This is a genomic window from Ectopseudomonas khazarica (assembly GCF_004521985.1).
Classification (GTDB): Bacteria; Pseudomonadota; Gammaproteobacteria; order Pseudomonadales; family Pseudomonadaceae; genus Aquipseudomonas; species Aquipseudomonas khazarica.
On sequence record NZ_SBHZ01000022.1, the window covers coordinates 1 to 13,171 of the forward strand.

Consider the following 13,171-nt stretch of genomic DNA (forward strand, 5'->3'; position numbering starts at 1 on the left):
GGGCTTGTGCGTCGGGGTGGGGCTGTCGATGGTGGTGGTCATGGTAGCTGGAGTCTGCGACGGAACCCGGATGATCGCCTGCCTGAGGCGTCAGGGCTAGTCCGACCGTCGGTTTGGAAGGTTAAAAAGTATGAGCCGACAGCTTCGCGACAGGGGCATGAGGTCAACGCCTGATGCTAAAGTGATGGCAATGGCTGGGAGTCGAACATGCCAAGAGTCCTTTCTTTCGTTTGCCTGCTGCTGACAGCCGCCCTCCTGCTCCCGGAGGTGGCCATGGCGCGCGACTGCATCGGTCTGATACCGGCCAGCACCTCGGCCTTCTGGACGGACCTGGAGGCGGGCGCACGTCGCAGCGCCGATGATCTGCAGATGGATATCTACACGCGAGCCCCGACCAACGAGGGCAGCGTCGACGTGCAGCTGCAACTGATCGAGCGCGTCCTCGCGCATGGCTGCAAGGCCCTGATCATCGCGCCGGCCGGCGACGCCATCGATGCGCGTGTCGTCGCCCTGCGCGAGCAGGGCATCCCCACGGTCTACGTCGATCGCAGCGTCGCCGGCGACGGGGCCTATGCGCTGGTCGCCACGGACAACTTCCTCGCCGGTCAGTTGGCAGGACAGCAACTGGCCGAGCAGCTGGGCGCCGGCAAGCGGGTGGCGCTGCTGCGCCTGCAGCCGGGGTTGCAGTCGACCCAGGAGCGCGAGCGCGGCTTCCTGCTGGCGGCCCATGCAGCGGGCCTGCAGGTGGTCTTCGATGATTACCTGGGCGCTGACCGACAGCGCATGGTCGCGGCGCTGACGCGCATGCTGCCGGAGCTGGATGGCCTGTTCAGCCCCAACGGCAGCAGCACCCGTGCGGCCCTGGCGGCATTGCGGCAGATGGGCAGGGCGGGCCAGGTGGCCTTCGTCGGCTTCGACGGTGGCGAGCTGTTGTTCGATGCCCTGCACGACGGGCAGCTCCAGGCGCTGCTGTTGCAGCAGCCGCAGGCCATGGGGGATCACGCGGTGCGCCTGGTGCAGCGCGCGCTCAGCGGTGAACGCGCGGCCACGCCGCTGCAACTGTTGCTGGAGCCGCAGGTGATGACGGTGACCGCGCCAGGAGGTTCTTGGTGAGAGCGGGGACGGGTGTTTATCATCGCCTGACCGATCGCCCTGAAATCGCTGCAGGGCCCGATCCAGATGGTGGTGTGCAATGAATCCGACGTTCAAGGCCTGTGTCGTGACGCTGCTCTGCAGTGTCTGCACCTGCCTGTCTGCCGCCGAACTGCAGCTCTATACCGAGGACTATCGACCCTTCAGCTATCTCGAGGATGGCAAGCCGAGCGGCATGGCCGTGGCGGTGGTCGAGGAACTGATCCGCCGTACCGGCGAGCCGGCGCGTATCGAGTTGGTGCCCTGGACGCGTGGCTACCACCAGGTTCGCCAGCAGGCGAACGCAGCGATCTTCTCCACTGTCCGCACGGCCCAGCGAGAGGCCGATTTCCAGTGGGTCGGGCCGATCGCCCACGGCCATACGCGCTTCTACACGCTCAAGGAGGCCGGGCTGCAGGTCACCAACCTCGACGATGTGCGTCGCCTCGGCACCCTGGCGGTGCCCAAGCGCTGGTACAGCTACGAGCTGCTGGCCGAGCAGAAACTGGACAACCTGTACGGTGTGTCGACCCCCCAGGACATGCTGCGCCTGTTCCGCCATGGCCGGGTCAAGCTGCTGCTGGCCAACAACCTGACGCTCAATGGCATGCTCGCCGAGCAGGGCATGAGGCCCTGTCAGTTGCAGGAACAGTTCGACCTGATGGCCAACGACTCCTACATCGCCTTTTCCCGGCGCACCCAGGCTGCCCGTGTCGCACGTTGGCAGCGGGCGCTGCAGGAAATGCGGCATGACGGTAGTCTGGAACGCATCTATCGACACTGGTTTCCCGAGGCCGATGAGCAGGCCCTGGCCGACCTGCTGAGTGTCGAGTGATGTGCTGCGCTGAGTGCCCGGCCGCAGACGGGAGGGAGGAATGAAGCTGGTGAGGTGGCTGTCGTGCGTTTGCCTGGCGATGCTGTGCAGCCCTGCGCTGGCAGAGTTGCAGCTGCTCACCGAAGACACCCCGCCCATGAGCTTCATGCGCGACGGCGAGGTCAGCGGCTTCTCCGTCGAGGTGGTCCGGGCCCTGCTGGCGCGTACCGGCGACAGCGGAAAGATCGAACTGATGCCCTGGACCCGCGCCTTCTACCTCGCCCAGCAGCAGGCGGACATCGCCCTGTTCTCCACCGTGCGCACCCCGGAGCGTGAGGGCAAGTTTCTCTGGGTCGGCCCCATCGTGGTCGGGACGACCAGCTTCTACTCGCTCAGGTCGCGCAAGCTGGTCATCGACGACCTGCAGCAGGCCGCTGCGAGCGGGCCGCTCGCCCTGCCCAAGCAGTGGTACACCTTCGAGACGCTCAGCGCGCGTGGTTTCGACAACCTCTACGGGGTGTCCACGCCGAAGCAGATGATGACCATGCTCAAGCATGGGCGGGTCAAGCTGATCGCCACCGAGGACCTGACCCTGGCTGGCGAGCTGGCCACCGTCGACCTGAAGCCGCAGGACGTCACCGCCCATGTGCCGTTCATGCGTTCGGCCTACTACATCGCCTTCTCGCCGCAGACCTCGGTGGTGCGCGTGGCGCGCTGGCAGCGTGCGCTGCGGCAGATGCACGAGGATGGCAGTCTCGCCGCCATTCTCCGGCGCTGGCTGCCGCACGCACCGATGCCGCCGGTCGAACCGTAGCGAGCGCTGTCTCGACTGGTTAACCTGAGCGCTGCAATCCGTAGCGAGTCCGATCATGCCGCGTCGTCTTCCCCCGCTTGCCCTGTCCCGCCGCGCCGAGTTGTTCGCGCACCTGCATGCCATGGAGCAGGCTGGCGTACCCGTCGATCGAGCGCTGGCCAGCCTGAACCTGGGGTCGCGGCACGAGCCGGCGCTGCAGCGCCTGCGTCAGATGGTCGGCGCAGGCCGTGACCTGGCGAGTTCCGGCCAGCTGAGTGGCGTGTTCACGCCATTGGAAAGCAGCCTGCTGCGGGCGGCCCAGGAGGCGGGCGCGCTGGCGCATATCCACCAGCAGCTGGCGCAGCGCTACGAGGAGCAGGCGCGCCAGGCCAGGGAACTGCGTTCCCGCCTGTTGATGCCGGTGGGTGTGCTGTTGCTGGCACTGCTGGTCAAACCCCTGCCGGCGCTGGTCGCCGGCAGCCTGGGTGTCGGCGGCTACCTGCTGGCCGTGCTGCTGCCGTTGCTCTGGCTGCTGGCCGTGCTGTTCGTCGTGCGCCTGGCGTGGCAGCGTCTGCAGCGCCGTCGCACGGAACGCCCAGGCCCGCTCGACGACCTGCTGCTGGCGCTGCCGGTGCTCGGCAGCCTGCTGCGCCGGGCGGATATCCGCAATTTCTGCGACAGCCTCGGCCTGTTGCTGGAGGCGGGGATGCCGGCGCTCGACGCCTTGCCACGTGCCTGCAGCGCCGTGAGCAATCCGCGCTTGCGGCGGGATTTCGCCAGCCTGGCGCCTCGTGTCGCGGCGGGGCAGTCGCTGGTGCGCGCCTTCGATGGCCTGTCCTTCGCCGGTAAATCGATGCTGATCGGCGTGCTCAACACGGGCGAGGCGACAGGCCGGCCGGGAGAGGCGCTGCTGCGGTTCGCGCGCATGCAGGCGCAGCAGCTGGCTTCGCAGCAGCAGATGCTGGCGACCTGGCTGCCGCGCCTGTTCTACCTCGGCGTCGCCGGCTGGATGGCCTACGGGCTGCTGACCGGCGGAGGTTTCTTCCCGACGCTGCCGGCGGAGCTGGCTGGCCGGTAATTTGCTGGTCATTGGCCAGGCGGGCCTGGCTGAAAGCTGGCAGCAAGTGCCTTGCGCTAGCATTCGTCACGTCTACGCCATTACTAAAAAGAGAAAAAAGCGATTCAACCGACTTTGGAATACGCCCCATGCCCATCCTGCAACGTGCATCCCATCATGAGCTACGCAGCGCCTTTCGTGCCCTGCTGGCTTCCGACCGCTGCTACCACACCGCCTCGGTCTTCGATCCCATGTCCGCCCGCATCGCCGCCGACCTCGATTTCGAGGTCGGCATCCTCGGCGGCTCCGTCGCCTCGCTTCAGGTGCTGGGCGCCCCGGACTTCGCGCTGATCACCCTCAGCGAGTTCGTCGAGCAGGCCGCGCGCATCGGTCGCGTGTCGCGCCTGCCGGTGATCGCCGACGCCGACCACGGCTACGGCAACGCGCTCAACGTCATGCGCACGGTGGTCGAGCTGGAACGCGCCGGCGTCGCCGCGCTGACCATCGAGGACACCCTGCTGCCGGCCCAGTTCGGACGCAAGTCCACCGACCTGATCTCTATCGAGGAAGGGGTCGGCAAGATCCTCGCGGCGCTCGAGGCGCGTGTCGATCCGGACCTGGCGATCATCGCCCGGACCCACGCCGGTGTACTGGAGGTGGACGAGGTGATCCGCCGTACCCGCGCCTACGAAGCCGCTGGCGCCGACGGCATCTGCCTGGTGGGCGTGAAGGACTTCGCTCATCTGGAACAGATCGCCGCGGGCCTCAAGGTGCCGCTGATGCTGGTCACCTACGGCAACCCGGAGCTGCGTGACAACCAGCGCCTGGCGCGCCTGGGCGTGCGTATCGTGGTCAACGGTCACGCTGCCTACTTCGCCGCGATCAAGGCCACCTACGACTGCCTGCGCGAGCAGCGCGGTGCCCAGCCTTGCGACCTCAACGCCACCGAGCTGACGCACAAGTACACCATGCCCGAGGACTACATCGTCTGGGCCAAGGAGTTCATGGAAGTCCGCGAGTAGCCCTGCCGATGGGCTGCGCTTGCACTTCGGGTTCACCGGGCGCATATCTGTGCGGTGAACTACAGGAGGCTGAGCATGGCCAGTGGCTGGGCGAACGACGACGCGGTACAGGAGCAGATCGACAGCAGCATCGAGGACGCCGTTGCGCGTGCCCGTAGCCAGCTGCCGAAGGGCGAGAGCCTGCGTCATTGCGAGGCGTGCGACGCGCTCATTCCCGAAGCGCGCCGCCAGGCGATTCCCGGCGTGCGCCTGTGCGTGACGTGCCAGGCCGAGCATGACCGCGAGAACGCCGCGTTCACCGGCTACAACCGGCGCGGCAGCAAGGATAGCCAGCTGCGTTGAACGAATGCGGCACCTCTCGGCGTGTCGAGGGTCTAGTTCTACTACGACCATCACTCAGGAAGAGGTGCCTGCATGACGATTTTCGAAGCGCTGCGACTCAGCCATGACCTTCAGCGCGAGCTTGCGCAGAAGCTGGTCGCCACCCACGGGGACAGCTCCGAACGCCACGCCCTGTTCGCCCAGCTCAAGCAGGAGCTGGCCGTGCATTCGGTGGCCGAGGAGCGCCATTTCTACATTCCCCTGATGCAGCAGGATGCCGGCGTCGACCTGTCGCGCCATGCGATTGCCGAGCATCACCAGATGGATGAAATGATCGAGGACCTGGAGGCGACCGACCCCAGCAGCCCGAGCTGGCTGGCACAGGCCAAAGCTTTGGCGGAGAAGGTCGAACATCACCTCCGGGAAGAGGAACGCACCTTCTTCCAGATGGCCGGCAAGCTGCTGCGCGAACGGCAGAAGGAGCAACTGGCAGGTGATTACCTGAGCGCCTACGACGAGATGAAACAGGCCTCCTGAATCGGCCCGCCGGACAGGTTGCACCCGCCCTGCAGCTCATCCGTAGGGCGGGTGAAACCCGCCACAGCCAGATCCGCAACAAGGATGTTGCCATGCCCGATTATCGACGTGCCGCCGTTTCCGGTGGCTGCTATTTCTTCACGCTGGTCAGCGAACGACGCCAGCCCATCCTCACCCATCCCGATGTTCGCCTGGCCCTGCGCGCGGCCATCGAGACGGTGCGCCTCACTCGACCTTTCACCATCGACGCCTGGGTATTGCTGCCAGATCACCTGCATGCCATCTGGCGCCTGCCACCCGATGACAAGGACTTCTCCAATCGCTGGCGGCTGATCAAGCGACATGTCACCCATGCCTGTGGCCGCGCTCACCTGCGTGACGACCTGATGAGCGAGCGGCGCCGGCTGAAGGGGCAGGGCACGTTATGGCAGCAGCGCTTCTGGGAGCACCTGATTCGCGATGAGCACGACTACGGGCGGCACTTCGACTACCTGCATGGCAACCCGCTCAAGCATGGGCTGGTGACGCGGGTGCGCGACTGGCCCTGGTCGTCGTTTCACCGTTGGGTGAACAGGGGCGTCTACCCCATCGATTGGGCCGGGGATACCAGGACCGACGATCTGGGCGCCGGTGAGTGAAGCGGCGGGTTGCACCCGCCCTACTGGCGTTCGTCAGGCGGGGCAATCACCTGTGCCGTAGGGCGGGTGAAACCCGCCAGCGAATCAGAACAGGAAGTAACGCTGCGCCATCGGCAGCACCTCGGCCGGTTCGCACCAGAGCAACTGGCCGTCGGCCTTGACCTGGTAGTTCTGCGCGTCGACCTCGATGCTCGGCAGGTAGCCGTTGTGGATCAGGTCGGTCTTCTGTACCTCGCGGCAGCCTTTGACCACGCCGATCTGCTTCTGCAAACCAAGCTGCTGCGGCACGCCGGCGTCGAATGCGGCCTGGCTGATGAAGGTGATGCTGGTGGCGTGGCGGCTGCCGGCATAGCTGGCGAACATCGGCCGGTAGTGCACCGGTTGCGGCGTCGGGATCGAGGCGTTGGCGTCGCCCATCAGGCTGGCGGCGATGGCTCCGCCCTTGAGGATCAGCGTCGGTTTCACCCCGAAGAAGGCCGGGCGCCAGAGCACCAGGTCGGCCCACTTGCCGACTTCGATGGAGCCGACCTCGTGGCTGATGCCGTGGGTGATCGCCGGGTTGATGGTGTACTTGGCGATGTAGCGCTTGGCGCGGAAGTTGTCGTTGCCTGGGGCATCCTCGGGCAACGGGCCGCGCTGCTGCTTCATCTTGTCGGCGGTCTGCCAGGTACGGGTGATCACTTCGCCGACACGGCCCATGGCCTGGCTGTCGGAGCTGATCATGCTGAACGCGCCGAGGTCATGCAGGATGTCTTCGGCGGCGATGGTCTCGCGGCGAATGCGGCTTTCGGCGAAGGCCACGTCCTCGGCGATGCTCGGGTCGAGGTGGTGGCAGACCATGAGCATGTCCAGGTGCTCGTCGATGGTGTTCTTGGTGAACGGCCGGGTCGGGTTGGTCGACGACGGCAGCACGTTGGGGAAGCCGCAGGCCTTGATGATGTCCGGCGCGTGGCCGCCACCGGCACCCTCGGTGTGGTAGGTGTGGATGGTGCGGCCCTTGAAGGCGCCGAGTGTGGTTTCGACGAAACCCGATTCGTTCAGGGTGTCGGTGTGGATCGCCACCTGCACGTCGTACTGGTCGGCCACGCTCAGGCAGTTGTCGATGGCCGCCGGGGTGGTGCCCCAGTCTTCGTGCAGCTTGAGACCGATGGCGCCGGCCTTGACCTGTTCGATCAGCGGCTCCGGCAGCGAGGCGTTGCCCTTGCCGGTGAAGCCGAGGTTCATCGGGAAGGCATCGGCGGCCTGCAGCATGCGCGCCATGTGCCAGGGGCCCGAGGTGCAGGTGGTGGCGTTGGTGCCGGTGGCCGGCCCGGTGCCGCCACCGATCATGGTGGTGACGCCGCTCATCAGCGCTTCTTCGATCTGCTGCGGGCAGATGAAGTGGATGTGGGTGTCGATGCCGCCGGCGGTGAGGATCATGCCTTCCCCGGCGATCACCTCGGTACCGGCGCCGATGGCGATGCTCACATCGGGCTGGATGTCCGGGTTGCCGGCCTTGCCGATCGCGGCGATACGCCCGTCCTTGAGGCCGACGTCGGCCTTGACGATGCCCCAGTGGTCGATGATCAGCGCGTTGGTGATCAGGGTGTCGACCACATCGGCGGCGCACAGCTGGCCCTGGCCCATGCCGTCGCGGATTACCTTGCCGCCGCCGAACTTCACTTCTTCACCGTAGGTGGTGAAGTCCTTCTCCACTTCGATCCACAGGTCGGTATCGGCCAGGCGCACCTTGTCGCCGACGGTGGGGCCGAACATGTCGGCGTAGGCTTGTCTGCTGATTTTCATATTCGCTTCCCTTGTGGTGCGAAGGCTGGCGCGTGTTTGTCTTTCTGTCTGTCAGGGCATGAGGCGCTGCGGTTCTTCTGCAGGAGCGGCTTTTGCCGCGAAACCGTTATCGCGGCTAAAGCCGCTCCTACAAACCTCACCTCAATCCAGGTCGCCCATCACGCGCCCGGCGAAGCCGAACACGCGGCGTGCGCCGCTCAGCTCGACCAGCTCCACCTCGCGGCTCTGCCCTGGCTCGAAGCGCACCGCCGTGCCGGCCGGAATGTTCAGGCGCATGCCGCGCGTCGTCGCGCGGTCGAACAGCAGCGCATCGTTGGTTTCGAAGAAGTGGTAGTGCGAGCCGACCTGCACGGGACGGTCGCCACTGTTGGCCACGGACAGGGTCAGGGTGCGGCGACCGGCATTGAGCTCGATCTCGCCGTCGGCAATCTGGTATTCGCCGGGAATCATCAGGTGCTCACTCCAGAATCAGTTGCATGAAGGTCAGGTCCAGCCAGCGCCCGAACTTGCGGCCGACCTGGGGCATCTGCCCCGTGGTGACGAAGCCGAGGCGCTGGTGCAGGCGGATCGAGGCGCTGTTCTCGGACTCGATGGCAGCGACCATGACGTGCAGGTCGGCGGCGCGGGCGCGCGCGATCAGCGCCTGCATCAGGGTCGGGCCAAGGCCACGGCCACGCTGGTCGGCGCGCACGTAGACCGAATGCTCGACGGTCTGACGAAAGCCCTCGATGCTGCGCCAGGTGCCATAGCTGGCATAGCCGAGCACCTCGTCGTCGGCGTCGCGCGCCACCAGCACGGGAAAGCCTCTGGCCGTGCGCTCGGCCAGCCAGGCACGTCGGTTGGCCAGGTCCACCAGCGTTTCGTTCCAGATCGCCGTGGTGAACTCCACCGCGTCGTTGTATATGGCCAGGATGCCGGGCAGGTCGGCTTCGCTGGCGTCCATGATCGAGTAACTCATGCTCAGGCGATCGGCTGGTGGACGGTGACCAGTTTGGTACCGTCGGGGAAGGTGGCTTCGATCTGGATTTCCGGGATCATCTCCGGCACGCCTTCCATCACCTGGTCGCGGTTCAGCAGGGTGGTGCCGAAATGCATCAGCTCGGCGACGGTCTGCCCATCGCGCGCGCCTTCGAGCAGCGCTGCGGAGATGTAGGCCATGGCCTCCGGGTAGTTCAGCTTTACCCCTCGGGCCAGGCGACGCTCGGCCACCAGGCCGGCGGTGAAGATCAGCAGCTTGTCTTTCTCTCTTGGCGATAGGTCCATGAGAACTCCAGTCAGATGGCGTGGCAGGGCAGCCCTGCGTGGCGAAAGTGGTGGGTGGCCAGCGATGGCTGAATGTTCATCCGCTCAGGTACTCCAGATCCGTGGCGGCACGGCTTCGCGGCCGAGCAGCGCCGGTCGCAGCAGGCGCCACAGGGCGATCAGCCAGGCGCGGGCCTTGAGCGCTTCGCTGGCCAGGCAGCGTGCGATCAACAGCCCGGACAACTGGCTGAAATCGCCACGTACGCCCGCGACCTGCACTTCACGGCAGCGCTCCAGCAGCTCGCCGGGCACCTCGCCGCTGACCAGCAGGGTGGCGAATACCGGCTGGCCATCGAGGCCGAGCGGCGAGTCGAGCAGGCCGTCGTCGCCCGTGACCCGCTGGCGCTCGTGCCACAGCAGCTTGCCGTCGCGGCGGATGTCCAGTGCGGCCTGGAAATGGCCACTGCTGAAGCGCTCGTCGGCGGCCGGGCGGCCGAGGGCGATGATGTCCCAGTAGAACAGCCGGGCATCGCCCTGCAGCTCGATCTGCGTGTGCAGCTCGGCCTGGGCGCCGGCATAGAGGATGGTTTCCTGCGGCAGCCACTCCAGGGTGGCGCCGGCCGCAACGCTCAGGCGCAGATCCTGGCGGGCCACCTCGCTGGCGCGATACCACTTGGCTGCGCCCGGGTTGGTGAGCTGCACCCAGGTGTTCTCCCCGGCGTCTGCCGAGATGTCCAGGCGGTCGCCGCCGGCGATGCCACCGGGCGGGTGCACGATGATGTGCTGGCAGACCTGCGGCCCCTCGGCATACAGGTGCTTCTGCACCCTAAGTGGGCCGAGGTGGCGCCTCTGCACCGGGGTGGTGCGCTCGCCATGGCGTGCGTAGGCCAGTTCCAGTTCGGCGGGCCAGCTTGGCGTGAACAGGGCTGCAGGCAGATTCATGGTGGGGCAGGGATTCCACTCGATAGTTGACCGAGTGGGCAAGCAAGAGGCGTGCCCTGAACCAATTCGGTGCGCCGTTGCGGGCGCCGGCCTGAAGCGGTCGGCGCCGGGCGGGTCAGTCGCGATCCACGGCGAAGGACGACCAGGCCTGACGGCTTGGCATGATTTCCAGGCGGTTGATGTTGATGTGCGCGGGCAGGGTGGCCACGTAGAAGATCTGCTCGGCGATGTCCTCGGCGCTGAGCGGCGTGGTGGTGCTGTACAGGGCGTCGGAAGCAGCCTGGTTGCCCTTGGTGCGGACCAGGGTGAACTCGGTTTCGGCCATGCCGGGGGCGATGTCTGTAACGCGCACGCCGGTGCTGACCAGATCGCAGCGCAGGTTGAAACCGAACTGTTTGACGAAGGCCTTGGTGGCGCCGTACACGTGGCCGCCCGGGTAGGGCCACTCGCCGGCGACCGAGCCGATGTTGATGATGCTGGTGCCCTTGCCGGTTTCCAGCAGCAGCGGCAGTACGGCATGGGTGACGTTGACCAGGCCGGTGACGTTGGTGTCGATCATGGTGTGCCAGTCCTGCAGGGCCACCTTCTGCGCCGGTTCGGGGGCCAGGGCCAGGCCGGCGTTGTTGAGCAGCACGGTGACCTTGCGGAAGGCCTCCGGCAGGGCATCGACCATTCCTTGCACGGCCTCTGCGTCACGCACGTCGAGGGTGGCGATGTGCACGGGGACCTTGGCTGCCAGCTCGTCTCGCAGCGCCTGCAGGCGCTCCTCGCGGCGGCCGGAAAGTACCAGCGACCAGCCGGCCTCGGCGAAACGGCGGGCGGCGGCGCGGCCGAAGCCGGAGGTGGCGCCGGTGATGAAGATCACGTTGCTCATGGAGTGTCCTGTACAGGTTCTGGAGTGGAGGGTGACGCGGCGCTGCCACAGCAGCGCTGGCCCCGGCAGTCGGGGCTTGGCGTGGGGCGAGGCGCACACGGCGTTCGCCACTGGCCCCGGTTACCGGGGCGGGCGGCCTCGGGCCGCTGCGGTGGGCGCCTGGAGGCCCGTCGGTAAGGGCAGGCCGGTACTGTCGCACAGATGATGCCGCGGTGTCAGGCGTCGCTGCGCACCGCCCGCGACCTGCCTCAGATCGCCACCAAGCCGCGTACGCCCTCGGTTTCCATGTTCTCGCCACGGCCCTGCTGGACGATCTCGCCACGGCTCATCACCAGGTACTGGTCGGCCAGTTCGGCGGCGAAGTCGTAGAACTGCTCGACCAGCAGGATGGCCATGTCGCCGCGCTCGGCCAGTTTGCGGATCACCGCGCCGATTTCCTTGATCACCGAGGGCTGGATGCCCTCGGTGGGTTCGTCGAGGATCAGCAGGCGTGGCTGGCTGGCCAGGGCACGGCCGATGGCCAGCTGTTGCTGCTGGCCGCCGGAGAGGTCGCCGCCACGCCGCTGCTTCATCTCGCGCAGCACCGGGAACAGCTCGTAGATGAATTCCGGGACGACCTTGGCCTGGCTGCCGGGAAACCGCGACAGGCCCATCAGCAGGTTCTCTTCCACGGTCAGGCGGCCGAAGATCTCGCGTCCCTGTGGAACGTAGGCGATGCCGGCGTGCACCCGCTGGTGCGGCTTGAAGCCGGTGATGGCCTTGCCTTCCCATTGCACGCTGCCGTCCTTGGCCGGGATCAGGCCCATCAGGCACTTGAGCAGGGTGGTCTTGCCCACGCCGTTGCGGCCGAGCAGGCAGGTGACCTCGCCGACCTTCACGTCGAACGACAGCCCGCGCAGGATGTGGCTGCCGCCGTAGTACTGATGCAGTTGTTGGACTTGGAGCATGATTCAATTCCTCGTTCTTGGCGCTGCAAGCTTCAAGCTGCAAGCCACACGTAAAAGCGGCTTGAGGCTTGCAGCTTGTAGCTGGCGCGTCAGCGCCCCAGATAAACCTCGATCACCCGCTCGTCGTTCTGCACCTGCTCCAGCGAGCCTTCGGCCAGCACGCTGCCCTGGTGCAACACGGTGACGTGGTCGGCGATCGAGCCGACGAAGCCCATGTCGTGCTCCACCACCATCAGCGAGTGCTTGCGCGCCAGTGACTTGAACAGCTCGGCGGTGAACTCGGTCTCGGCGTCGGTCATGCCGGCCACCGGTTCATCGAGCAGCAACAGGTGCGGCTCCTGCATCAGCAGCATGCCAATCTCGAGGAACTGCTTCTGGCCATGGGAGAGCAGGCCAGCCGGGCTGTGGCGCGAACTTTCCAGGCGGATGGTGGTGAGCACTTCTTCGATGCGGTCCTTCTGTGCGCCGCTGAGCCTGGCGCGCAGGCTGGCCCATACCGACTTGTTGGCCTTCTGTGCCAGCTCCAGGTTCTCGAACACCGACAGTGCCTCGAATACCGTGGGTTTCTGGAACTTGCGGCCGATGCCGGCCTGGGCGATCTCCACCTCGCTCATGGCGGTCAGGTCGTACTGTTCGCCGAAGTAGGCCACGCCGTTGTCCGGGCGGGTCTTGCCGGTGATCACGTCCATCATGGTGGTCTTGCCGGCGCCGTTGGGGCCGATGATGCAGCGCAGCTCGCCGACACCGATGTACAGGGTCAGGTCGGTCAGCGCACGAAAGCCATCGAAGCTGACGTTGATGTCTTCCAGGGTGAGGATGGTGCCGTGACGGACATTGACGCCCTTGCCGACGGTCTTGCCGGTGTCCAGCGACAGGCCGGTGGGGTCGAAAGCGGCTTCGAGCATGGTTTCGGGTACCGGAGTAGCTCTCATTGATCCTTCTCCGTGGAGGTCGTCAGGAGCGCGTCGCGAGCATTTTCAGCTGCGAGGCGCGAGTCGCGCAGCGACGAAGCAGTACGAGTGGGTACGCTGAGGAGCGGGCACCGCGCAACGCCGCAGATGGAAAGTG

At 66.4% G+C, this 13,171-nt stretch carries 16 protein-coding genes; 8 read left to right on the top strand and 8 right to left on the bottom strand.

The genetic code is table 11. The features are described 5' to 3' along the window. Window positions 1–273: 273 nt before the first annotated feature. The 8 genes from EPK82_RS22140 (at window position 274) to EPK82_RS22175 (ending at window position 6,313) form a co-directional block, all read left to right on the top strand. Window positions 274–1,113, top strand: coding sequence for a substrate-binding domain-containing protein (locus EPK82_RS22140; RefSeq protein ID WP_244230087.1), 840 nt, complete (start codon window positions 274–276; stop codon window positions 1,111–1,113). A 79-nt stretch (window positions 1,114–1,192) separates the two neighbouring features. Next, window positions 1,193–1,966: a substrate-binding periplasmic protein gene (locus tag EPK82_RS22145; RefSeq protein ID WP_134678051.1), complete on the top strand. Its 774-nt coding sequence runs from the start codon at window positions 1,193–1,195 to the stop codon at window positions 1,964–1,966. Between the two features lie 40 nt (window positions 1,967–2,006). After that, window positions 2,007–2,759 (top strand): substrate-binding periplasmic protein, encoded by a 753-nt coding sequence (locus EPK82_RS22150; RefSeq protein ID WP_134678052.1) that lies wholly within the window; start codon window positions 2,007–2,009, stop codon window positions 2,757–2,759. Window positions 2,760–2,814: 55 nt separating this feature from the next. After that, entirely contained in the window at window positions 2,815–3,816 is a 1,002-nt protein-coding gene (locus EPK82_RS22155) for a type II secretion system F family protein (protein ID WP_134678053.1), read from the top strand. A 137-nt stretch (window positions 3,817–3,953) separates the two neighbouring features. After that, window positions 3,954–4,817, top strand: a complete 864-nt coding sequence (locus EPK82_RS22160) for an isocitrate lyase/PEP mutase family protein (protein WP_037052663.1) — start codon at window positions 3,954–3,956, stop codon at window positions 4,815–4,817. A gap of 75 nt (window positions 4,818–4,892) precedes the next feature. Then, complete coding sequence (locus EPK82_RS22165) at window positions 4,893–5,159, top strand: DksA/TraR family C4-type zinc finger protein (RefSeq protein WP_037052517.1); 267 nt, start codon at window positions 4,893–4,895, stop codon at window positions 5,157–5,159. A 72-nt stretch (window positions 5,160–5,231) separates the two neighbouring features. Further along, complete coding sequence (locus EPK82_RS22170) at window positions 5,232–5,675, top strand: hemerythrin domain-containing protein (protein ID WP_134678054.1); 444 nt, start codon at window positions 5,232–5,234, stop codon at window positions 5,673–5,675. 92 nt (window positions 5,676–5,767) lie between these two features. Beyond that, window positions 5,768–6,313 (top strand): REP-associated tyrosine transposase, encoded by a 546-nt coding sequence (locus EPK82_RS22175; RefSeq protein WP_134678055.1) that lies wholly within the window; start codon window positions 5,768–5,770, stop codon window positions 6,311–6,313. A gap of 84 nt (window positions 6,314–6,397) precedes the next feature. On the opposite strand, the gene ureC is transcribed toward EPK82_RS22175, so the two are convergent. From ureC to urtD, 8 genes are all read right to left on the bottom strand, one after another. Beyond that, the gene (gene ureC, locus EPK82_RS22180) at window positions 6,398–8,098 is read right to left on the bottom strand and encodes an urease subunit alpha (RefSeq protein ID WP_037052527.1); all 1,701 of its coding nucleotides are present in this window, start codon (window positions 8,096–8,098) and stop codon (window positions 6,398–6,400) included. Between the two features lie 141 nt (window positions 8,099–8,239). After that, the gene (locus tag EPK82_RS22185) at window positions 8,240–8,548 is read right to left on the bottom strand and encodes an urease subunit beta (protein WP_134678056.1); all 309 of its coding nucleotides are present in this window, start codon (window positions 8,546–8,548) and stop codon (window positions 8,240–8,242) included. Between the two features lie 7 nt (window positions 8,549–8,555). After that, window positions 8,556–9,056 carry a GNAT family N-acetyltransferase gene (locus EPK82_RS22190; protein WP_134678057.1) on the bottom strand — a complete coding sequence of 167 codons (501 nt, stop codon included), beginning with the start codon at window positions 9,054–9,056 and terminating at the stop codon, window positions 8,556–8,558. Between the two features lie 2 nt (window positions 9,057–9,058). After that, a complete protein-coding gene (gene ureA / locus EPK82_RS22195; RefSeq protein ID WP_037052536.1) occupies window positions 9,059–9,361 on the bottom strand; it encodes an urease subunit gamma in 303 nt (100 codons plus the stop codon). A gap of 84 nt (window positions 9,362–9,445) precedes the next feature. Further along, the gene (locus EPK82_RS22200) at window positions 9,446–10,282 is read right to left on the bottom strand and encodes an urease accessory protein UreD (RefSeq protein ID WP_134678058.1); all 837 of its coding nucleotides are present in this window, start codon (window positions 10,280–10,282) and stop codon (window positions 9,446–9,448) included. A gap of 115 nt (window positions 10,283–10,397) precedes the next feature. Then, entirely contained in the window at window positions 10,398–11,156 is a 759-nt protein-coding gene (locus EPK82_RS22205; RefSeq protein ID WP_037052541.1) for an SDR family NAD(P)-dependent oxidoreductase, read from the bottom strand. Window positions 11,157–11,404: 248 nt separating this feature from the next. After that, the gene (gene urtE / locus EPK82_RS22210) at window positions 11,405–12,103 is read right to left on the bottom strand and encodes an urea ABC transporter ATP-binding subunit UrtE (RefSeq protein ID WP_047589864.1); all 699 of its coding nucleotides are present in this window, start codon (window positions 12,101–12,103) and stop codon (window positions 11,405–11,407) included. Between the two features lie 89 nt (window positions 12,104–12,192). Further along, window positions 12,193–13,035: an urea ABC transporter ATP-binding protein UrtD gene (urtD, locus tag EPK82_RS22215; RefSeq protein WP_134678059.1), complete on the bottom strand. Its 843-nt coding sequence runs from the start codon at window positions 13,033–13,035 to the stop codon at window positions 12,193–12,195. Window positions 13,036–13,171 lie beyond the last annotated feature (136 nt).